The sequence below is a fragment of the Candidatus Ozemobacteraceae bacterium genome, from assembly GCA_035373905.1.
Classification (GTDB): domain Bacteria; phylum Muiribacteriota; class Ozemobacteria; order Ozemobacterales; family Ozemobacteraceae; genus MWAR01.
The window spans coordinates 60,245-81,565 of sequence record DAOSOK010000001.1 but is presented as its reverse complement, the minus strand read 5'-3'; the positions used below and the strand labels follow the sequence as shown (position 1 = coordinate 81,565).

Sequence of the window (21,321 nt, the reverse complement as noted above, 5' to 3'; positions counted from 1 at the left end):
TTTCCGTTCTTTCCATTTTTTTCTCGATGATTCGTCGTCCCATGCCGATACATGATAGCGGACACGTTCTGTCCGTCAGGCATGCAGGAGGACACCCGTGGAACAATCCAATCGTTCAGGTCTGAGAGAACTCCAGATCGCGCAGGGTCTCGTCACCCTGAGATGGGCAGCCATACCGATTTTGTTCGGTTTTGCGCTGCTGTCGACCAGACTCCTGGGAATGAGCTTTCAGATCGCTCCCATCTACGTCCTCTGCTGTCTCCTCGCCTGCCTGAACATCTATTTCACGGTCCATATTTCCGTCCTGACCCGCCAGGTCGGTCTTCGCCACGGCGTTCCGGCGCTTCGCCGTCTTCTGAATCTGCTTCTGATCAGGCATCTCGGCGAGATCAAGACCGCCGGACCTCGCGCGGTCACGATCCTGCCTCGCCTGCTGTTCAGACTCGTCACCACGATGTATCTGATGGTGCTCGAACTGTTCCGGGGCGTCCGGTTCAACCTGCTGGCCCTCGACAACGTCATGCACACGCAGGTGATCGTCGATCTCCTCATGATCACCCTGTTCGTCCGCTACACCGGCTCGCCCGAAAGCCCGCTGATGATTCTGGCCGTGATACCGATCATCGTCGCCGGCGCGGTGATGGGCTTCTATAAGGGCGCGATCTACGCCGGGCTGACAGGCAGTGCCTACTTCGTTTTGTGCCTGCTCGTTCATTTCAAGGCGCTGATGCACATCAAGTTCTATAGTCCTGAGTATGGCGACCTGAGCATGTCGCTCGGCTGGGCGGTCGCCAGCTTCGCCGTGATGGTCGTCGCGTTTCTCGGCACGACGTATCTCGCGCACAATCTCACCGCCATTTTCAAGGAGCGCATCTACTTTCTCCAGCGGCTTCTCGACCAGAGTCGCCTGGACGGCATCGCCGAGAACAATATCGCAGAAAATATTTCGACGGCCTGGTTCATCCTCAACGCGGAAGGCACCGTCGTGAAATACCGCCGAGGTGCCTCCGGCCTGTTCGCGAACGATCTGACGGGCCGGAACATTCTGGACGCAATCCCGGCGTTTCGGCAGTACGGCATGGGCTACGTCATGCAGTCGGTCCTGACTGGCGGCCGCGTGAAGGAAATCGAACGTATCCGCATCCAATCGGGCGAGGGCAGTATCCACACCGTTTCGTGCCGGCTCGTGCCAATGACGGGAAACGAGCATCAGCCGATGATCCTGCTGATCGCCGACGATCTGACCGAGCCGATCTTCCTCAAGGCGCGCGTCGACGAACTGAAACAGGCGCTGGACACGACCCGCCTCGACCTCGAGAAATCGGTCCTGGACGGCAAAGAAATCAACCAGCAGTTGATGAAGAGCCTGAAACAGGCCAACGAGCGGTCGCAGGAAATCGACGATCTCACCGACAGGCTTCGCCTTCTCGAAAACAAGCGGTCGGAACAGGACAATCACATCTCTGCCCTGAAGTCGGAACTGGCTTGCGTCAAATCCTCGAACGACGCTCTCACGGTCGACCTGACTTACAAGCAGATGATTCTGGAAGAGGTCACCGAGCTGCTGAAGAACTGCAACCAGCTCGACACGCTTGTCTCGATGATCGAGCGCCGGACCAAGGCGCTGTTCAAGCTCGACGACGCCTGCCTGCACATCTTCCTGTCGTCGAACGCGCCGAACCGCCTCAACGAGATCCTCGATACACGGAAAGCCTCCCCCAGCCTGCTCGACGTGCCGCGCAAGAATCCGAAAATCCTCGAGCCGGTCCTCAACGAGGGCCAGCCGGTCATCATCAAGGCGGAGATCCATCCGGAAAAATCCGCAACGCTCGAGATCTCGAACGGCCCGGTCCAGCGGATGGTCGCCTACATCCCGGTGCGGCACGAGTCGGAACTGCTTGGCATGATGATGTTCGACCGGTTCGGCGCCGAAGAAAACCCCGAAAAGATGATCTCACTCCTGACCTACTACCTGTCGCAGACGGCGATCGCCCTCAAGCACGCCATCGCCACACAGGATCAGTCCGTCCAGCGGCAGGGGCTGAAAGCGACGATCGCGACTCTCGACGCCCAGATCAACGGCCTGATGGACCTCATGCGCCTCTCACCCGGTAAGGGCGAACTCCCTTTCCAGAGCTTCAGCAAGTCGCTCGGCAAGCTCACGAACGCCTCCGACGTCTCGGTGTTCCGCGTCCATACAGACGGTATGGTCCAGCCGCTGGCGCGCCTGGACACGAGCCGAAAATTTGAGATGCGTTCGATCGAGGAACGCGTTTTCAGGGCCCTTCAGACCAATCCGGCCCACAAAGCCTCGGTGAAGGACCAGATCGACTCGTCGATCCTGATCGCCTTCCCGATGAACCAAGGCGCCCGCATGCTCGGCGTGATGTTCATCCAGCTTCCCGATGCGGCGGCCGCCACGATGCCGCTGATCGACCTCGCCGCGAAACTCGCAACAGACCACCTCGCTCTCATGACCCTGAACGAGGAAAAGGAACTCTGGGAAAACTTCTACCGCGAGAATCTCGTGGCGTAGCGCCCCGACGTCCTTATACGAAGCCCCCGAACGGCACGCCGTCCGGGGGCTTCGCTTTGGAATAGCCAACTCAGCCTTCCCGTTCGTGCTGAGCCCGCCGAAGCACGAGAGATCTTCGCCCCTTCGGCAGGCTCAGGACAGGCTTCGACAAGCTCAGGGCGAACGGGTGGTCTTCAGCCTGCAGGGCTCATGAGATTTTATAGTATTCTCTATACCAGTCGATGAACCGGCCGATCCCGACTTCGAGGGGCGTCGCGGGAGCGAAGCCGACGTCGCGCTGGAGGTCGGAGACGTCGGCGTAGGTCGCGGGCACGTCGCCGGGCTGGATGGGCATCAGCTTTTTCTCGGCGGTGCGGCCGAGCTTTTTCTCGATGATGCCGATGAACTCGAGCAACTCGACGGGCTGGTGGTTTCCGATGTTGTACACGCGGTACGGCGCGAGGCTGGTTCCCGGATCGGGATGCTCGCCCGTCCATGCGGGGTCCGGCTCGGGGATGCGATCGGAGACGCGAACCACGCCTTCCACGATGTCGTCGATGTAGGTGAAGTCGCGCCGCATCTTCCCCTGGTTGAACACCTCGATCGGCTGGCCGGCCAGGATCTTCTTCGTGAAGCCGAACAGGGCCATGTCGGGGCGGCCCCAGGGGCCGTAGACGGTAAAGAACCGCAGGCCGGTCGTCGGGAGCCGGAACAGATGCGAGTAGGTATGGGCCATCAGCTCGTTGGCCTTTTTCGTCGCGGCATACAGGGAGACGGGGTGGTCGACGTTGTGGTGGACCGAGAATGGCATGCGCGTGTTGGCGCCGTAGACCGAGCTCGACGAGGCGTAGGCCAGGTGAGGAATCTTCGCGTGCCGGCAGGCTTCGAGGATGTTCACGAAGCCAACCAGGTTCGCCTCGACGTAGGCTTCGGGGTGTTCGAGACTATACCGCACGCCGGCCTGGGCTGCGAGGTGGATGACGCGGTCGAAGCGGTGCTCGGCGAACAGACGATCGACGGCGGCCTTGTCGGCCAGGTCGGCACGAACGAAGCGAAAACCGGGCTTCCCGGTCAGGCGGGCCAGGCGTGCTTCCTTCAGGGAGACCTCGTAGTAATCGTTGACGTTGTCGAAGCCGACGACGGTGTCGCCGCGGGCGAGCAGTTTTTCGCTGACGTGGTATCCGATGAATCCGGCGGCTCCGGTGACAAGAACGTTCATGATGCCGACTCCCTGCGTCTGGTGATGATGCAGGGATGATACAGGGACACCGGAAAAAAGCCAACTCCCGAAAATGTGATATAATCGCGGCGCTCGCATCACATGCCCGCGCGCAGACGAGCGCCCTCCGCTCCGGGCGACGGGCCTGAGGAGAAAAAAGAGATGAAGACTGGTTCCAGGGAAAGGGCCTTCCTGTCGGGAAACGCCGCCATCGCGCGCGGCGCATGGGAGGCGGGCGTGCGGTTCGCCGCGGCCTATCCCGGCACGCCGTCGACAGAGATTCTCGAATTCTGCGGCGGATACGACGAGATCGACGCCCAATGGTCTGTCAACGAGAAGACGGCCATGGAAACGGCGATCGGGGCAGCGTATGGCGGGGCCCGCACGATCTGCGCCCAGAAGCACGTCGGCCTGAACGTCGCCGCCGACCCGCTGTTCACGGTCGCCTACACCGGCGTCAACGCGGGACTCGTCATCGTCACGGCGGACGATCCCGGCATGCACAGCTCGCAGAACGAGCAGGACAACCGGCATTACGCGCGCGCGGCCAAGCTCCCGCTGTTCGAGCCGAGCACGAGCCAGGAAGCGCACGACATGACGATCGCCGCGTATGCGCTTTCCGAAGAACATGACACGCCGGTGATGCTGCGCACCACCACCCGCATCTCGCATTCCGAGGGCATTGTCGAGCTCGGCCCGCGAACCGAGGCCCCGGCCCGTGAGTTCGTACGCGACATGGCCAAATACTGCGTCCTGCCGCATAACGCCCGCCGTCTCCATGTGAAGGTGGAGGAGCGGATGGCGAAGCTGGCGGCGTGGGGCGCGAACTGTCCCTGGAACCGCATCGAAGCGGGCGATCCGGAGATCGGCATCATCACCTCGGGCATCAGCTACACGCACGCCCGCGAGGTGTTCCCGAACGCATCGTATTTGAAACTCGGCTTCACGAACCCCCTCCCCGTCGAACTCGTGCGGAAGTTCGCGGCCACGGTTAAAAAAGTTATCGTTATAGAAGAGAACGAGCCGATCATCGAGGAGCAGGTCCGGGCGCTCGGCGTCGCCTGCATCGGCAAGGATCGCATCCCGATCTGCGGCGAGCTGAATCCCGATATCCTCCATGAGTCGCTTTCCGAGTTCGTCGCGGCGAAACCGCCGGCACGCGTGAAACAGCCCGTGGTCGCGATTCCCCAGCGGCCGCCGGTCCTCTGCCCGGGCTGCCCGCACCGCGGCGTGTTTTTCATTCTTCGGAAACTGGACTGCACGGTCACCGGCGACATCGGTTGCTACAGCCTCGGCGCCTTTCCGCCGCACAATGCGATGCATACGATCGTCTGTATGGGCGCCTCCGTCACGAACGCGCTCGGCATCGAGAAAGCCATGAAAGAGAAGATTCACGGCAAGCTGGTGGCGGTGCTCGGCGAGTCCACCTTCATGCACTCGGGCATCACCGGTCTCCTCGACACGGTATATAACCAAGGCCGGCATCTGACAATGGTGCTGGACAATTCGATCACGGCAATGACGGGCCATCAGCCCAACCCGGCCAGCGGCACGACCCTGAAGGGCAAGCCGACCAAAGCGCTCGACTTGAAGAAGATGTGCGAGGCGACCGGCGTCTCCTCCGTCGTCGACGTCGACCCGTTCGACCTGAAAACGCTCGAGGAACAGATCAAGGCGGCGCTCGCGAAAGACGAACCGACGGTCATCATCACCCGCCGCCCCTGCATTCTGCTCAAGGGCTACAAGCCCGAACGGCATATCGTTTCGATCGACCGCGCGAAGTGCGTCAAGTGCGGCCAGTGCTGGAAGCTCGGCTGCCCGGCCATCGAGCGCGACCCCGCCGACGGCAAGACCCTCATCAACGCGACGCTGTGCGTGCACTGCGGCCTGTGCGCCAAAACCTGCAGGCCCGGCGCGATCACACAGGCGAAAGGAGCCTGACGATGACGATCACGAACATTCTGCTCTGCGGCGTCGGCGGCCAGGGGACCCTGCTGGCCAGCAATCTGCTGGCCGAATGCGCCATGGAAGCCGGCTTCGACGTGAAGAAATCCGAGGTCCACGGCATGGCCCAGCGCGGCGGCAGCGTCGTCAGCCATGTCCGGTTCGGGCCGGCGATCCATTCGCCCCTGATCAGACGCGGCGAGGCCGACATCCTGCTCGCGTTCGAGCAGCTCGAGGCCCTGCGCTGGGGTGAGTTTCTCAAGCCCGGCGGCATCGTGCTGATGAACACCCAAAAAATCCTTCCGATGTCGGTTTCGGCCGGTGACGGCGTGTACCCGTCCGGCATCGCCGACAGCATCAAGGCGTTCCCCGCCAATGTTTCCGCCGTCGACGCCCTCGGGGCCGCCCAGTCGCTCGGAAATCCGAAATGCCTGAACGTCGTCCTGCTCGGCGTCCTCGCGAAGCGTCTCCCGATGATCGGCCGGGAAATCTGGCAGGATGGCCTGAAGAAGCGCATCCCCGCGAAGCTGCTCGACCTGAACGTCAAGGCGTTCGAAGCCGGATGGAACCTTTCGGCATGACCCTCTTCCACGGCCGGCCCGGATTACGACAGACTCTCGTTTTTCTCATCGCGCTGCTCGTGGTCCTGGCCGGCTCTGGTCTTCAATCTTCGGCCGCCCAGCCGTCCGCCGCCGAACCCAGCGTCGTCTGCACCGTGTATCCGGTGTATCTGATCGCGAAGGAACTCGCCTCGGGAACGGCGCTACGGGTGAAGCTGCTGCTGCCCGCCGAACTCGGCTGCCCCCATCACTACTCCCTGACGCCGACGGATATGGCGGGCCTGGACCGGGCGAACCTCATCCTCGCCAACGGTCTCGGGTTCGAGCCGTTCCTCGACCGGCTCTCGGAATCCGGCTTCGCCGCCCGCATTCGCCACATCGCTCCGGCCTCCTCCGCCCTGCGGTCGGAACACGGAGACCAGCCGAATCCCCATCTGTTCACGACGCCGGCCGGCCTATCGGCCATGGTCGACGCGGCCGCCAGCGCTCTCGGCGACGTGGTTTCGTCCGATTCGGCGACGCTTTTGCGCAGAAACGCGGAGAATCTCCGGGCCCGCCTGGCCGAAGTCGGGAAGGAATGGGCGGAGGCCGCCGGAAAGCTGGCGGGGACGCCGGTCGTCGTGACGCACAGCTCTCTTGATTATATATCTTCTGCAATAAATCTTGACATCGTCGCCCGGTTCGAGCTCGACGACGAGCATCAGCACTCGGCCCATTCGCGGCTCGGAATCGAGCAGGCGATCCGCGACCGGCGACCGGTCGCGATCCTCACCGACGCCCTCGAGGCGTCGGAGGAGATCGAAGCCCTCGGCCGTGAGCACGGCATTCCCGTCATTGCACTCCAGACCCTCACGAAAGGCAGCGATGCCGACGCGCCGAACCATCTCGAGTCGGCGATGAAGGCCATATCCGCCTCGCTCGTTCCCCTCGCGTCGGGAGCCTCCGCACTTCGATGAATCCCACTCCAGCCATCGTTCTGTCCGGCGTCTCGGTAACCGCCGGCCAGAACACCATTCTCGAGAATATCGACGCGCAGATCGTGCGCGGCTGCATCACCGCCCTGATCGGGCCAAACGGCGCGGGCAAGACGACCCTGCTCCAGGCGATCCTCGGCCTGCGGCCGTATTCCGGACGGATTGAATTCGTCACGCCCGAAGGAAAGCCGCACAAGCCTCGCATCGGGTACGTTCCGCAAAGTCTGGAGATCGACCGGCAGGCGGCGGTCACGGTTCTCGAGTTCTTCGCCTTCGAATTCCAGCGACGCCCCGTCTGGGTCGGCATCACCGCAAAAGCCCGTGAAAACGCGGTGTCGGCGCTCGAGCGGCTCGAAGCCGGGCACCTCCTCGACCGGCCGCTCGGCCGGCTGTCCGGCGGCGAGATGCAGCGCGTTCTGCTGGCAATGGCCCTCCACCGGGACCCTGAAATCCTGTTCCTCGACGAACCGGTTTCCGGCGTCGATATCGCCGGCGGCCATCTGTTCTGCGATGTGCTCGAGTCGCTCAGTTCGCGCCAGAATCGCACGATCGTGATGGTCAGCCATGACCTGTCCGTCGTCTCCCAGCATGCGTCGCACGTGCTCTGCCTGAACCGCACGATCGCCTGCCAGGGCGAGGCCCCCGAGGTGCTCACCTCGGAAAACCTGCTCCAGATCTACGGGCTCCATTCAGGACTGTATGAGCACTCCCCGGCTCGTCACCAGGCCTGCACGCACCACCACGACCACGCGCACCACGAGGCCGGCCATGATTGAATCGCTCCTCGCCCCCTTCTACCGGCTCATCGCCTTCCTCCCGTTCGAGTCGCTTCAGGCGGGCTTCATGCAGCGCGCCGTCCTGGAGATCCTCCTGCTGACCCCGCTCTGCGCCCTCTGCGGCAGCCTCGTCGTCCAGTACCGCATGGCGTTTTTTTCCGACGCCGTCGCGCACTCGGCCTTCACCGGTGTCGCGCTCGGCCTCGTCCTCGGCATCGATCCCTGGCTTGCCGTCATCGTGTTCGGCCTCGGAACCGGCATGGCGGCCATCCAGTTGCGCCGTAGAGGCGAAATGGCGATGGATACCACGCTCGGCGTCCTGTTTTCAAGCGCTGTCGCCCTCGGTCTCGCCATCATCAGCACCCGGAAAGGCCTCGCCAAAACGCTTCCGGGCTTTCTCTACGGCGACATTCTCGCGATCGGCGACCGCGACGTTTTCCTGACGGGCCTCCTCCTCGCCGGAACCGTCGCGTTCCTGCTCAGATTCTACAATCAACTGGTCTACACGAGCTTACACGAGCATCTCGCGCGCATCAGCGGCATCAGAACCTCCTGGCTGGAAACGGCCTTCGCGGCCCTTCTCGCCCTCGTCGTCGCCTTCTCGATCCGCGCGGTCGGCATCCTGCTCGTCACCGCCCTGCTGGTCATTCCATCAGCCACCGCCCGGAATGTTGCCGGCAACCTGCGACGCCAAGTCTGGTGCGCCATCCTGATCGCCCTCGTCTCCGGGCTGACGGGTCTGGCGGCCTCTCTCACCTGGGATATGGCCACCGGCGCCGCGATGATTCTGTGCGCATCGGGCTGCTTCCTGGTCTCGCTTCTCGCGCGTCCGGCCATCGGAAAATAGACAACAGCGCGAAATTTTGAATTCTGGGGACGTGATACCAAATTTCAGGGTCATTTACCCAAGAATGGCGGTTTAGGAAGATACCGACATTCGCTTTCTCTGGGGTCTCCTCTCTTCGGAAGGAAATCAATTTTCTGAATTCGGTATCACGTCCCCCGAATTCCAGCGCCTTTGTCGAAGGGTACGCGGTACCGCGCGGGATGCGGTTTCCCGTGGAACTTTTTCTGGGGAGGTCAGCCTTTGAGGCGTTCCAGCAGGTCGCGCAGGTTGCGTTCGCCGGGGGCGCCGGCCGGGGTGGCCGCCAGCGCCTTTTTCAGCACGTCACGGGCCTGGTCCTTCCGCCCCTGGCGGGCGAGGATGAGGGCCCAGTTGTAGTGCAAGCCGGGATCGTGCGCATCCGCCTTTGACGCCTCTTCGTAGACGGCAAGCGCCTTCTCATACTGGCCGGTCTTCTGATAAGCGAAACCGAGATTGGCGAGAATTTTCGGCGAGGCAGGCTGGCGCTTGCGACCTTCCTCGAAATGCTTGATCGCATCCTCCCACTGCTGTTCCTTCAGGAGGAGATTCGCGAGGTTGAAATGCAACGTCGACAGATCGGGCTGGATTTTGAGGGCCTGCCGGAAATAATGGACCGCCTCCTGCACCCGGTTGCAGCGATGGCAGCAGAGGCCGAGATTTGCATATCCTTGAATATGGAATGGATCGATCTCGACCGTCTTCCGATAGAACGGAATCGCCAGGTCGAATTTTCCCTGCTGCTGATACAGGTTTCCGGCAAAGAAATTGGCCATGAGATCGTGCGGATAGACGGCGAGATATGCCTGCACCTGCTCCGTCGCCTCGTCGATTCGGCCGGCTTTGTATGCAGCCATGAACCGCTCACGCATGACTTCCTTTCCGGCGCCGTCCTTCGCAACGGAAGGCGGCGGTGCCGGCTGTCCGGCGGCCGGAATGGCGATCTTCTCCGGCCGCAACGCTTGGGCATCAGGCAACCGAACACCGGCAAGCGCCTGTTTCAGGGGGGTCGAGAGCGGGATCCTGTCGATGTCCCTGAGCGCCCTGCCAATTTCCCCGACGGCGTATGCAGCGGAAATCCTCACGGTGTTCTCGGGATCACCCAGCATCCGCTCGAGCTGAAACAGGACCCCGACCTCGCCGATACGGAACAACGCCTTCGCTGCGTTTGCCCGCGTCCGGTTGTCTGGATCCTGTAACAGAGGCTTCAGCATCAACGCGCCCCCTTCCCCGAGGACCGCCTCGAGCGCCTCGACGGCGTTTGCACGCACGCGAGAGTCCCTGTCTTTCAGGGCCTTTTCGAGCACGGGAACCGCCGACGCGTCGCCGATCTCCCCGAGGGCCGATATGACGGCCGACCGGATCTTGAAATTCCGCTCCGATGCGAACAGCTTCGCGAGCATCGGGACGGCAGGCGCGGAACGAAGTCGGCCCAAGGCGGCGACGGCGTGCAACCGGACAAAGGATGCCGCATCGCCAAGGAGCTTCAGAAGCAGCTCAAGATCGGCCTCTTCGGCCCGGGCGGACAAGGCCCGCGCGGCGTTCTTCCTGACGTCGCCGTCCTCGTCTCGGAGAAGTTCGACCAGGAGCGGAAGAGCCCGCGGGTGCGGGAACATCGACAGCACGTAACCGAGCGTCGAGCGAACCCACTTGTCGGGGTCGTCCCGCATTTCGTCGAGAAGGGGCGTCAGATCCATCGCGCCGGCCAGGGCCACGGCGATGATCGCATTGCCGCGAACGCGGTGATTCGCGTGCTTGAGGAACGGCTGAATCAGCGAGAGCAGTTTTTCCCTCGGCAGTTCCAGCCTGCGAAGACTTTCGATCGCGTTCGCCTTGACGCGCTCATCGGGGTCGCGTAACGCCCGGGAAAGGGTGGGAACGGCCGTCAGGTCTCGGAGCTGGCCGATCGCCGTAATCAGCGCCGAGCGTTTCCGCTCGTTCGGTTCCTTGAGGAAAAATGCGGTGAGCGGGTTGGTCGCGCGGTGGTCGCCGATCCGGGCAAGGGCATCGACGACACTCAGGAAGATCCATTCGTTCGCCTCTCCCAGGCATCCCAAGAGAGGGGAAATGGACGAAGGATCCTTGGTCTTTCCGAGCGCCGTTGCGCATTGGAACCGGATATTCGGATCCGTGTCCGCAAGTCCCGCGTTGAGGGCCGCCGTGACCCTGGCATCGTGAAACGCGCCGAGCGCGGCCACGATATTCGGCCTCGCCTCGCGTTCGGCATCGCGGAGCGCCGCAAGAAGGGGTTCGACAGCCGACGAATCGCCGATTTCGGCAAGAGCGCCCGACAGCGAATCATCGTGCGGCTGCCGACGCAGAGCCTCGATCAGCGGAACGACGGCTTCCGAATCTCCCGTTCTGCCGAGTGCCCTCGCCGCCTCTTCTCGGACGTGGGCATCCTGATGATGCAAAAAACCGATCAGCCGGCGAGTGCATGACTTGATCAGAACCAGGCCGCGTTTCCATAATTCGTTTGCTTCAGGCATCCTCTCGAGACCCTCCCCGGCCCTCTCTCATCGGCAGGTTTCTTGTCTTTCCGAAGGAACGGGCTTCCGTTCATTCCGTCCGCAGGCCAAACCTGGAAGAGAGCCGGGGCACAAAAAATCACCGGAGCCCGTTGGTGCGGACTCCGGTGATCGGAAGAACTCAGGAGATCAGGAAGCCTGACCCATGCGAAGATTTTTGAGTCCAACCTTCTCGAAATGGACTTTCATCTTGCGGATGCCGTCTTCGGTGACGCCGACTTCGACGACTTCGCCCTTGTCGTCCCAGATCTTGTGGTAAACGACTTCGCCCTCTTCATACAGTTCGGCTGAATCGTAATCCCGAGGAGCGCCCTGGATCGCCTTGTCTTTCTTGCGGACCGGGGTTTCGACCGGCTTCGTGTCGGCCTTCTTGATGGTCTTAGCTTTTGCCATACCTACCCTCCCAATGGAAGTTCATGCAGGATTCTACTATAATCGCCCCGTCAAGTCAATCGTGCCGTGCCTTCTCTGAAGGCGCACGGGGCCGTCCCGCAGCCGGAATTCTGAACCGGATGCGGGACACTTATTCCGGGCTTCTCCATCCGTCTATTTTCCGTTCTCAGAGCCCCTTTCATTGACACTCCCTCCATCCGTCACTATAATCTTCAGAAAGCACTTCATTAGCAGCTCGAACGGAGGCACGGAACAGTGGCATCCATCTTCAAAACCATCTGCGGCAGAATTCCCGTCGTTCTCCTTCTCGCGTTCTGGTTGGCCGCATCGTGTACCCCCGGCGAAGCTGCCTCTCAACGACCTGCACGGAGAACCGCCGTCGCATCTGCCACGCGCGAAACAGCCACCCCCTCGGCCGTCAAAGACTGGACCTTTCTCGTGTTCATGGCTGCCGACAACAACCTCGAAGCCGGCGGCGAGCTCGATATGAACGAGATGGAAGCGGTCGGTTCGAACGAGAACATCAATATCGTCGTCCAGCTCGACCGGAACGGCAAGTATTCGCAGGAGTCCGAGATGAAATGGTCCGGCTGCCGGCGCTATTTCATCAAGAAAGACACGCAGCCGAAAAAAGTAACTTCCCCGATGCTCGAAGACTTGGGGCCAATCGACACGGCAACCCCCGAGTCGCTTCTCAACTTCGTGAAATGGGCAAAACAGCGGTATCCCGCAAAACGGTATGCCCTCATTCTCTGGAACCACGGCACGGGATGGAAGGAAATCCAGCCCGACATCTCGCCCTCGATCATGACGCCGCACGGCGCAACCGGGGACAACCCCTTCGACACGATTTCCTACAATATCTCCTACGATGACACGTCAGGCACCTCGATGGACATCCCGACTCTCGGGAAAACACTGATCAAGGTGAAGGACATCCTCGGGAAGCCCATCGATCTGCTCGGCTTTGACGCCTGCCTGATGCAGATGCTGGAAGTGGCGCACGAATCCTCCGCCTCGGCGCTGTTCCAGGTGGCTTCGACCGATCTCGAGCCCGAGCGCGGCTGGCCCTACGACGCCTTTCTCAAGAAACTCGCCGCCGCCCCCGATATGGACGGTCGCAGACTCGGCACGGCCATCGTCGACACGTACAAGGCCTCCTATCAGATGGGCTCTCAGGGGAACACGGCCGTCACCCTTTCGCTGCTCGACCTGTCAAAGGTCGATGACGTCACAAATAAGCTCAATTCGTTCGTAACGGCCGTCAAATCCGGCATTCGCGAGATCGACCGGATCGAACAGGCCCGGGAAGCCGCCCTCAAGTTCGTCTACAAGGACTACATCGACCTGGGGCATTATCTCGCGATCCTGAGTAAAACCGTGGAAACACCGTCGATCAAGGCGGCTGCGAAACAGCTCCTGGCAACCCTGACGGGGGAAGGCGGGCTGATCGTACGCCACGGTGCGGCCGGCGACAAATACAAGGACGCTACGGGAATCTGCATTTTCCTTCCTGACCGCAACGGTTTCCGGACGTACAAAAACCGGTACAAACTGCTGAGTCTTTCTTCCCATAGCGGGTGGTATAAGCTGTTAGAGGAGCTCGAAACCCCCTCCCTTCCGTACATCAAGCTGCAGGAAGTCGTGCTCGAAGACGAGAACCGCGACGGTCGGTTTGCCGCCGGCGAAGCGGTGAAAACGCACCTGGTTCTGCGAAACTTCGGCCGGGAGCAGGTCGCGAAGCTGAACGTCTCGGTTCAGACGACGAGCAGCCTGCTCGACAAGACCGAGTATGCGATGTCGCTCACCTCGGCGCCGGCGCCGGGCAAGCAGGCCACCGTTTCCGGACCCGTTTTCACGATCTCGCCCTCGGCGCCGGTCGACAGCGAAATCGTCATCACCGTTACGGTGTCGGGCGACAAGAGTCCCCCCTCGACGTTCCGCTCGACCTTCTACGTGAAGGCGGCGTTCCAGACCGGCAGTCACGTGCTTCTCGCCTTCACCGACGCGTTTTCGCCCGCAACGCCCGTTCTCCAAGCGATGTTTCGCGACGGGAACATCACCTTCGACCCATGGGACCGCATGCTCGACGGGGCCCTCAAGCCCGACGTGCTGAGGCGGTACGCCGACGGCTGGGTGTTCGTCTCAGTCCAGGACTCCTCCGACCAGCAGCAGTTGTCGGCCGAGGAAGTCGAGGCGCTCGCCGGGTATCTCAAGCTCGGCGGCCGGCTCGTGCTCAGCGGCCAGGATCTCGCATTCTCGCTCCGCGACACGCCGTTCCTGAAAGACTTCTGCAAGATCGGCTTCGTCCAGGACGACACGAACGTCCATGTGATCACCGGCTCAGCCAGCAGTTTCAAGGGCCAGACCTATCAGATCTTCGGCGGCGACGGCGCGAACAACCAGAAGTGGCCCGACGAGATCGATCCGCTGACCGGCGCCCAGACCGTGATGAAGTTCGACAGCGCCGCCCGCGACCGCGCCAACGACCGCGACATGAACGGCCCGGACCTCAAACCCAGTTCCCCCACCCGCGGCATCAAGTCGTCGGGTGCGGCGGCCGTTCAGGTCAACGACGGGTACCGGCTGATGTTCTTCTCGTTCGGCATCGAGGCGATCAACGACCAAAGCCAGCGAAACGCTGTGCTGAAGGCAATCGCGACGTATATGACCCCATCTCTCGACGCACAGGTTCGCGACCTCGCGGGGGCGGCGTCCCGGCGGCCCGCCCGACAGCGCAGTTCCAACTCTCGTCAGTATCTCGACGACGTCGATCTGCTCTCGAATCTCGAGAAATCGATCACGCGGCGCGCCGCCAAAGAACTGGAGCGGCATCCCGAAACGGGAGCATCTCTCATGCGGACGATCGACGGTCTTTCCCCGTCACAGCGCGAAAGCGTCTCGGATCTCGAAAAACAGTTGCGCTCCCTCTTGGAATTCCAACGCCAACATGGTACCTTGACGAACCGGTAAACGCTCTCGTTTTCACCGCGCAGGAAGAAACCCCCGGGTTTCTTCCTGCGGTTTGTACGTACATTCCGCCCGAAGGGGACAGGAGCTGACACGATGAATCTCCGCTCATGCCGGACCCGCATGATGTCGATGAGTTTCCTGTCACGGACGAATTCCGTCTTCGGCATTTTTCACCTCCAGGAGTCGGCATGACATGAAACGTTCCCGTTGGTTCGTCCCCCTCACCCCGGAATCGCCCTCCCCCCGCCTCTCCGACCGTGACGGCTTCGCGACGACGGCCGACAATCGCAGGCGGCGCATGCTCAGACTCTACATGACGGCGATTCTCCTCGTCAGCATGATGCTCACGATGTATATCTGGCAGCAGACGAAGATGGTCGAAATCAGGCTCCGGCTCCAGACGTCGGAAAAGCGCATCGACAGCCTCGAAACGAACAATGCCGTCGTGCGGGCCGAGATCTCGAAGCTCCAGTCGATCTCCCGGATCGAAATGGTTGCTCGAACCGAACTGGGCATGATTCCCCCGCGCCAGGTCTGTTATCTCCCGATTTCAAAGGAGGCGAAGCCGTAACGGCACGCCATGGAACGCTCCGGCCACATCCCCGTTCTGCTCGATCAGGTCGTCGCTCTCGCCTTTCCCGAGGGGGGCCAGACCTTCGCCGACGTCACGTTCGGCCTGGGCGGCCACACGAACGCGGTTCTCGCCCGGTATCCATCGATCCGGCGCGTCGTCGCCATAGACCGGGATATGGATATCCTGCGCCGTTCCGAGCGGACGGCTCCCGACGCGCGCATCACGAGGGTCCACGGCCGATCGACCGAACTGTGCGACGTTCTCGCCCAATTGGGCATCGGTTCCGTCGACGGGATTCTGGCCGATCTCGGCGTCTCCTCTCCCCAGCTTGACGAAAGCGATCGAGGGTTTTCCTTCACGCGCGACGGTCCGCTCGACATGCGCATGGACCGCTCGTCGGGCGGAGCGACGGCCGCCGATCTGGTCAACACGGTCCCGGAACGCGAGCTTTCACGGATTTTCCACGAATACGGCGAGGAGCGCCACTCAAGAAGAATAGCTTCTGCTATTGTAAAGCGGCGCGATGCGTCCCCGTTCGCGACGACGGCGGAGCTGGCGAAATTCATCGAGGGCGTCGCCCCCGCCAGGGGCTTCGGCGCGATCCACCCGGCGACGCGCGTATTCCAGGCGCTCCGCATCGCCGTGAATGACGAACTGTCTGAACTCGAGCGGTTTCTGCCGATGGCGCTTTCCGTCCTTGCGCCCGGCGGACGGCTCGCCGTCATCTCGTTTCACTCGCTCGAGGACCGCATCGTGAAATCCTTCTTCGCCGCGGAACAGAAGGGCTGCACCTGCCCGCCGAAGTTCCCGGTCTGCGTTTGCGGAAACCGGCCGACGATCGAAATCCTCACCCGCAAGCCCGTCACGGCAGATGACGCCGAAACGACCGCGAATCCGCGGGCAAGGTCGGCGAAGCTTCGGGTGGCGCGAAAACTTCCCGCGGAGGGCCGCGGGGCATGAGATGGCCAGCCCTGCGAAGCCGGACGATGCGGGCGCTGATCGTCTGCGGCGTCATCGGCGTCGTCCTGGGCGTCTACCTGGTTCGGCTGTTTCAATTGCAGGTCGTCCAGTTCGAGGACTGGTCGAGGCGCTCGCTCCAGAACCACCGGACCCAGCATACGCTCGAGATGAAACGGGGAACCATCTCCGACCGCAACGGCGTGGAGCTCGCCCTTTCCGTCGAGACCTACACCGTCTACGTGTTCACCCGCGAGGTGAAGTCGTTTCCCGAGCTGGCCGCGCATCTTTCGACGGTGCTGCCGATGACGCAGGACGAGATCCTCGACAAACTGAAGGGGCGAAAGGGATATATTCCCATCTATAAAAATCTCGAGCGACATCTCGCGATGAAGATCAGCGAACTGAATCTTCCCGGAATCACGCTCGAGGAAACCTACCGCCGCGTCTATCCGCAGAATTCGCTCGCCTCGAACCTGCTGGGCTTCACCGGGGGCGAGGGCCACGGTCTCGAAGGGCTGGAACTCTCGTTCGATCGGACGCTGCGCGGCTACGCCGGTCTGGCGGTCGAGGAGGACGTGAGCACGAGCGAGGCCGGTCCGGGCCGCATGAGGATCGTCCGGCCGCCGATGGGCGGCAGCAACATGGTCCTCACGATCGATTCGATCATCCAGCACATCCTGGAGACCGAGCTGGCCAAGCTCATGGCGCAGTGGAAGCCGATCGACGCGATGGCGATCGCGATGGACCCGTATTCCGGCGAAATCCTGGGCATGGCGGTCCTGCCCAACTACGACCTCAACAAGTTCGCCGATTCCGCCCCGGATTCGCACCGGAACCGCCCCGTAACCGACATTTTCGAGCCGGGGTCGTGCATGAAAATCTTCGCCACGGCGTGCGGCATCATCAACGGCAGCATCACGCCCGGCACGCGGTTTTACTGCAAGGGCGCGGGCGAGATCGCCGGCAAGCGGATCAAATGCCACGGCGCGCACGGCCTGGTCAACATCGAGGAAGCGATTGCCGAGTCGTGCAACGCGAGCATGGTCCAGATTTCCCAGGCGTTGGACCAGCGGAGCCTGTACCGCTTTTACCGGCAACTCGGATTCGGCGAGCCCACCGGCCTCGAAGTCCCGGCCGAAACGCCGGGCATCTTCAGTTCGCCGTCGAAGTGGTCCGCCCTGTCCGCCGCGTCTCTCTGCATCGGCCAGGAGATCGGCGTCACCGGCGCACAACTCGTCGCTGCGTATTCCGCCATCGCGAACGGGGGATGGCTGATGCGCCCCCACGTGATCAAGCGAATCATCTCGCAAAACGGCGACATCAGCGAGGAATACGCATCCGAACGGAAGCGCCAGGTCATGCCGCCCGACGTCGCGAAACATCTGCGCAAACTGCTGTTCGGCGTCATCGATCACGGAACGGGCGAATTGGCCGCCATTCCCGATTATACGGCCGGCGGCAAGACGAGCACGGCGCAGAAAGCCAACCCCGCCGGCGGCTACTACTGGGACAAGGTCGTCACCTCGTTCATCGGCATGGCTCCGGCGCTGGACCCTAAAATCGTGCTGTTCGTCGCGGCAAACGAACCGAAAGGCGACACCCGGACGCTTTTCGGCGGCAAAGTTGCGGGGCCGTATTTCAGTTCGATGATGGACAGGATCCTGAAATATATGAAGATACCTCCCGACAGAAAGGTCCAGAACCCATCCGAGGCGGCGGCGGCTGTCATCGCCTCGAAAAGCGCAGCGTCCGAACCGGCGAAGCCCGCCAAGCCCCGGCCGGAAGAGCCGCTGGAAGTGCGTCTTCCCCTCTCCGCCTTCGTCCCGCCCTCCTCGACCGCCTCGGGAACGTCGGAGGACGTCAGACCCCCGCTGTCGATCCTCGTCCCGGATTTCACCGGGATGACACTCAAAGAGGCGGCAAGCATGGCGCGACACCTCGAACTGGCGCCGACGTTCGAGGGGAACGGCGTCGCGATCGAACAACTTCCCAGGCCGGGAGCGCCGATTCCCGCCTCCCGCATCGTGCAGGTCAGGTTCTCTCCGACCCCCCGTCGTTGAATACCACAATGAATATATTTATATATACATATACGAGGCAGACATGAAGCGTTTGAGCATGCTCACGACCTTTCCCGTTCTCGAGCGGGCGGGGAATCCGGACGTCGAAATAACGGGAGTCGCGTTCGACTCGCGCAGGGTCGAACCCGGGTTCCTGTTCGTCGCGATGCCCGGCTCGGCCGCCGACGGCGCGGCGTTCATCGAGGATGCCGTCAGGCGCGGCGCCGCGGCGATCGTCACGCAGGCCCCGCTCGCCGGAATTCCCGTTCCCGCGGTGCGGGTCACGGATGCGCGGCGAGCCCTCTCGGCCATCGCACGCCTGTTCCACGACGACCCGTCGAAAGATTTGCATCTCGTCGGCATCACCGGCACGAAGGGGAAGACGACGACGACGTATCTCGTCCAGTCGATTCTCCGGAAGGCGTTCGGCGCGGCGTTCAGGTTCGGCACCGTCGAGTACGATCTCGGCTTTGACGTGCGGCCGGCGAAGAATACGACCCCCGAATCGCTCGACCTGAGCGCCCTTTTCGCGGAAGCCCGCGCGCATGGCGTACGGGCGGGCGTGATGGAGGTGAGTTCGCACGCCCTGAAATCCTGCCGCGTCGAGGATCTCACATTCGCGGCCGCGGGATTTTCGAACCTGTCCCTCGAGCACACCGAATTTCATCCGGACATGGAGGACTACTACCAGGCCAAGCGGCGGCTGTTTCTCGATCTGACGCCTGCCGACCGCGGCCTCGTCATCGGGATCGACGACGAGTGGGGCCGGCGGCTCGCCGACGAATGTCGCCAGGCGGGAAGGAAAGTCTGCACCGTCAGCGTGAGGGGGACCGCCGAACTGCACGCCGAGGATATCCGACTGAGCGGCATGGCGACGGATTTCACCCTCGTCGCGGACGGCGTGAAGCGGCCCTGCCGCATCGCCCTGGCCGGCGAGTTCAACGTGTTCAACGCCCTGATGGCCGCCGGCCTCACCCGGTGTCTCGGCATCGGCTGGGACATGATTCTCGACGGCATCACCTCGCTCGCGACGGTCCCCGGGCGATTCGAGAGCATCGCCAACGACCGGGGCGTGACGGTTATCGTCGACTACGCTCATTCGCCAGCGGCGCTCGAGAACCTGCTTCACGCCGTCCGGCCGCTGGCCGCCGGCGGCCGCGTCATCTCGGTGTTCGGTTGCGGCGGCAACCGGTCGACCGAGAAACGCCCCGTCATGGGCCGCCTTTCGGCGACGCTGGCCGACATCACCGTCGTGACGAGCGACAACCCGCGCAAAGAAAATCCAAACGATATAATATCGCAAATTATTTCCGGAATCGACGCGCTCCCGGCGGCGCAGCGGCGCGAGGTGCACGTCGAAGCCGACAGGCGCAAGGCCATCGCCCTCGCCATCTCGGTCGCCAGGCCGGGTGACGTCCTGCTGATCGCCGGCAAGGGCCACGAAACCGGCCAGATCTTCGCCGACCGCACGGTGCCGTTCGACGACCGGCTCGTGGCGAAGGAACTTCTCGAAGGAGCGCACGCATGAGCACCACCAGCGACTGGAGTTTCGGCGACCTGCTCGCGGCGACCGGCGGCGTTCACGCGGGCGGAACCCCGAAGCCGATTACCGGCTTCTCGATCGATTCCCGCACCCTGCTTCCCGGCGAGGTCTTCGTCGCCTTCAAGGGCGAGCGGACGGACGGCCACGCATACATCGCCCAGGCGCTCGCGAAGGGCGCTTCCGCGATCGTCTCGGCGCGGTGGGTCGAGGGGGCCTCGCCGGCAGACGGCGATGCAGCCTGGGTCAGATGCGACGACCCCCTTCGCGCCCTCCAGGATGCGGCACGGTTCCACAGGGCGCGCCACACGGCTCTGTTCATCGGCGTCACCGGGAGCAACGGGAAGACGACGACGAAGGAAATGCTCCTGCACCTGTTTTCCGGCGTTTCGAGCACCTGGGCCACGACCGGCAACTTCAACAACGAGATCGGGCTTCCGCTGAGCATCGTGCGGATTCCCCTTGCCACCGAGACGGCGATCATCGAGATGGGCATGAACCATGCGGGCGAGATCCGGTTCCTCGCCGGCATCGCCCGCCCCCATGCCGCGGTCATCACGAACATCGGCCCGGCTCATATCGGGAACATGGGAAGCCTCGAGAACATCGCCCTGGCCAAAGCCGAGATTCTCGAGGGACTCTCGGAACGAGGCCTGGCGGTCCTTCCGGGCGACGATCCCTATTTCGAGACATTGAAAGCGAAGACGAAGGCACGCGTCGTGAGTTTCGGCTTCGGCTCCGGCTGCGACTGCAGCGGCCAGGACGTCCGCATGGACGCCGATGCGATCTCGATGGAGGTCGTCACGAAAGGCGAGCGGGTCCGGGTCAGGCTCGGTCTTCTGGGCAAACACAACGCCCTCAACGCCCTCTCGGCTCTCGCCGTCTACGCGAACACCGGCTCGAGGCCGCTTCGCGAGGGCATCGCCCGGATCGAGCGGTTCCGGCCGGTGGCCGCACGCATGGAGTCGCACGAACTCGATGGAAAGCGCATCATTCTCGACTGTTACAACGCCAATCCCTCCTCGATGAAGCAGGCGATTGAATATCTTGCAGTATGCAAAGGCCGCCGCGTCGCGGTGCTGGGCGACATGCGTGAGCTCGGCGACCAGTCCGAAGCCCTGCACCGCGCGCTCGGCGAATCCGTCGCACGCGCGGGAATCGACCAACTGGTGGCGGTCGGGGAACAGGCCCAGTTCATCGCGTCGGCGGCGCTGCTGGCCGGCATGCCGCCCGCCGGCGTCCACTCGTGCGGCTCGACGTCGGAAGCCGCCACACGGCTGTTCACGCTGCTCCTGGCGGGAGACACCGTTCTGCTCAAAGCCAGCCGAGGCATGCACTTCGAAGAGATCGTCAAAGAACTCTGGCCTGCGCTCCAGTGCGATCTCCACTGATCAGCGCCTGATTTCGAAGGGAGATTCGCTACGTTCGCCTCCATTTTCAGCG

At 62.6% G+C, this 21,321-nt stretch carries 15 protein-coding genes; 12 read left to right on the top strand and 3 right to left on the bottom strand.

Going from position 1 to position 21,321, the window contains the following annotated elements; all coding sequences use genetic code 11:
- Positions 1-97: 97 nt before the first annotated feature.
- Positions 98-2,536: a hypothetical protein gene (locus PLU72_00350; GenBank protein HOT26604.1), complete on the top strand. Its 2,439-nt coding sequence runs from the start codon at positions 98-100 to the stop codon at positions 2,534-2,536.
- Between the two features lie 187 nt (positions 2,537-2,723).
- Here PLU72_00350 and PLU72_00345 read toward each other — a convergent pair whose 3' ends face one another.
- A complete protein-coding gene (locus tag PLU72_00345) occupies positions 2,724-3,734 on the bottom strand; it encodes an NAD-dependent epimerase (protein HOT26603.1) in 1,011 nt (336 codons plus the stop codon).
- Between the two features lie 162 nt (positions 3,735-3,896).
- Between PLU72_00345 and iorA the strand changes: the two genes are divergently transcribed.
- From iorA to PLU72_00320, 5 genes are read left to right on the top strand one after another with little or no spacing between them, the layout of a single operon-like run.
- Positions 3,897-5,675 (top strand): indolepyruvate ferredoxin oxidoreductase subunit alpha, encoded by a 1,779-nt coding sequence (iorA, locus tag PLU72_00340; protein ID HOT26602.1) that lies wholly within the window; start codon positions 3,897-3,899, stop codon positions 5,673-5,675.
- A gap of 2 nt (positions 5,676-5,677) precedes the next feature.
- Positions 5,678-6,259, top strand: a complete 582-nt coding sequence (locus PLU72_00335) for an indolepyruvate oxidoreductase subunit beta (GenBank protein ID HOT26601.1) — start codon at positions 5,678-5,680, stop codon at positions 6,257-6,259.
- Positions 6,256-7,194 carry a metal ABC transporter substrate-binding protein gene (locus PLU72_00330; protein HOT26600.1) on the top strand — a complete coding sequence of 313 codons (939 nt, stop codon included), beginning with the start codon at positions 6,256-6,258 and terminating at the stop codon, positions 7,192-7,194. Before PLU72_00335 ends, PLU72_00330 begins: the two co-directional genes overlap by 4 nt.
- On the top strand, positions 7,191-7,988 hold the full coding sequence (locus tag PLU72_00325; protein ID HOT26599.1) for a metal ABC transporter ATP-binding protein: 798 nt from the start codon (positions 7,191-7,193) through the stop codon (positions 7,986-7,988). The genes PLU72_00330 and PLU72_00325 overlap by 4 nt, the downstream gene beginning before the upstream one ends.
- On the top strand, positions 7,981-8,835 hold the full coding sequence (locus PLU72_00320) for a metal ABC transporter permease (protein HOT26598.1): 855 nt from the start codon (positions 7,981-7,983) through the stop codon (positions 8,833-8,835). Before PLU72_00325 ends, PLU72_00320 begins: the two co-directional genes overlap by 8 nt.
- Before the next feature lie 233 nt (positions 8,836-9,068).
- Here PLU72_00320 and PLU72_00315 read toward each other — a convergent pair whose 3' ends face one another.
- Both PLU72_00315 and PLU72_00310 read right to left on the bottom strand, forming a co-directional pair.
- A complete protein-coding gene (locus PLU72_00315) occupies positions 9,069-11,339 on the bottom strand; it encodes a HEAT repeat domain-containing protein (GenBank protein HOT26597.1) in 2,271 nt (756 codons plus the stop codon).
- 168 nt (positions 11,340-11,507) lie between these two features.
- Positions 11,508-11,771, bottom strand: coding sequence for a hypothetical protein (locus PLU72_00310; protein ID HOT26596.1), 264 nt, complete (start codon positions 11,769-11,771; stop codon positions 11,508-11,510).
- Between the two features lie 255 nt (positions 11,772-12,026).
- Between PLU72_00310 and PLU72_00305 the strand changes: the two genes are divergently transcribed.
- The 6 genes from PLU72_00305 (at position 12,027) to murF (ending at position 21,269) form a co-directional block, all read left to right on the top strand.
- Positions 12,027-14,744, top strand: a complete 2,718-nt coding sequence (locus PLU72_00305) for a clostripain-related cysteine peptidase (GenBank protein ID HOT26595.1) — start codon at positions 12,027-12,029, stop codon at positions 14,742-14,744.
- Positions 14,745-14,937: 193 nt separating this feature from the next.
- Entirely contained in the window at positions 14,938-15,315 is a 378-nt protein-coding gene (ftsL, locus tag PLU72_00300) for a cell division protein FtsL (protein HOT26594.1), read from the top strand.
- Between the two features lie 9 nt (positions 15,316-15,324).
- The gene (gene rsmH, locus PLU72_00295) at positions 15,325-16,278 is read left to right on the top strand and encodes a 16S rRNA (cytosine(1402)-N(4))-methyltransferase RsmH (protein ID HOT26593.1); all 954 of its coding nucleotides are present in this window, start codon (positions 15,325-15,327) and stop codon (positions 16,276-16,278) included.
- The gene (locus tag PLU72_00290; GenBank protein ID HOT26592.1) at positions 16,275-18,338 is read left to right on the top strand and encodes a penicillin-binding transpeptidase domain-containing protein; all 2,064 of its coding nucleotides are present in this window, start codon (positions 16,275-16,277) and stop codon (positions 18,336-18,338) included. Before rsmH ends, PLU72_00290 begins: the two co-directional genes overlap by 4 nt.
- Positions 18,339-18,381: 43 nt before the next feature.
- Complete coding sequence (locus tag PLU72_00285) at positions 18,382-19,866, top strand: UDP-N-acetylmuramoyl-L-alanyl-D-glutamate--2,6-diaminopimelate ligase (GenBank protein ID HOT26591.1); 1,485 nt, start codon at positions 18,382-18,384, stop codon at positions 19,864-19,866.
- A complete protein-coding gene (gene murF, locus PLU72_00280) occupies positions 19,863-21,269 on the top strand; it encodes a UDP-N-acetylmuramoyl-tripeptide--D-alanyl-D-alanine ligase (GenBank protein HOT26590.1) in 1,407 nt (468 codons plus the stop codon). Before PLU72_00285 ends, murF begins: the two co-directional genes overlap by 4 nt.
- Positions 21,270-21,321 lie beyond the last annotated feature (52 nt).

Bases quoted from the DNA above. Each gene is read 5' to 3' on its own strand.
- PLU72_00345 (HOT26603.1), bottom strand. From the start codon at position 3,734: ATGAACGTTCTTGTCACCGGAGCCGCCGGATTCATCGGATACCACGTC.
- iorA (HOT26602.1), top strand. From the start codon at position 3,897: ATGAAGACTGGTTCCAGGGAAAGGGCCTTCCTGTCGGGAAACGCCGCC.
- PLU72_00335 (HOT26601.1), top strand. From the start codon at position 5,678: ATGACGATCACGAACATTCTGCTCTGCGGCGTCGGCGGCCAGGGGACC.
- PLU72_00330 (HOT26600.1), top strand. From the start codon at position 6,256: ATGACCCTCTTCCACGGCCGGCCCGGATTACGACAGACTCTCGTTTTT.
- PLU72_00325 (HOT26599.1), top strand. From the start codon at position 7,191: ATGAATCCCACTCCAGCCATCGTTCTGTCCGGCGTCTCGGTAACCGCC.
- PLU72_00320 (HOT26598.1), top strand. From the start codon at position 7,981: ATGATTGAATCGCTCCTCGCCCCCTTCTACCGGCTCATCGCCTTCCTC.
- PLU72_00315 (HOT26597.1), bottom strand. From the start codon at position 11,339: ATGCCTGAAGCAAACGAATTATGGAAACGCGGCCTGGTTCTGATCAAG.
- PLU72_00310 (HOT26596.1), bottom strand. From the start codon at position 11,771: ATGGCAAAAGCTAAGACCATCAAGAAGGCCGACACGAAGCCGGTCGAA.
- ftsL (HOT26594.1), top strand. From the start codon at position 14,938: ATGAAACGTTCCCGTTGGTTCGTCCCCCTCACCCCGGAATCGCCCTCC.
- rsmH (HOT26593.1), top strand. From the start codon at position 15,325: ATGGAACGCTCCGGCCACATCCCCGTTCTGCTCGATCAGGTCGTCGCT.
- PLU72_00290 (HOT26592.1), top strand. From the start codon at position 16,275: ATGAGATGGCCAGCCCTGCGAAGCCGGACGATGCGGGCGCTGATCGTC.
- PLU72_00285 (HOT26591.1), top strand. From the start codon at position 18,382: ATGAAGCGTTTGAGCATGCTCACGACCTTTCCCGTTCTCGAGCGGGCG.
- murF (HOT26590.1), top strand. From the start codon at position 19,863: ATGAGCACCACCAGCGACTGGAGTTTCGGCGACCTGCTCGCGGCGACC.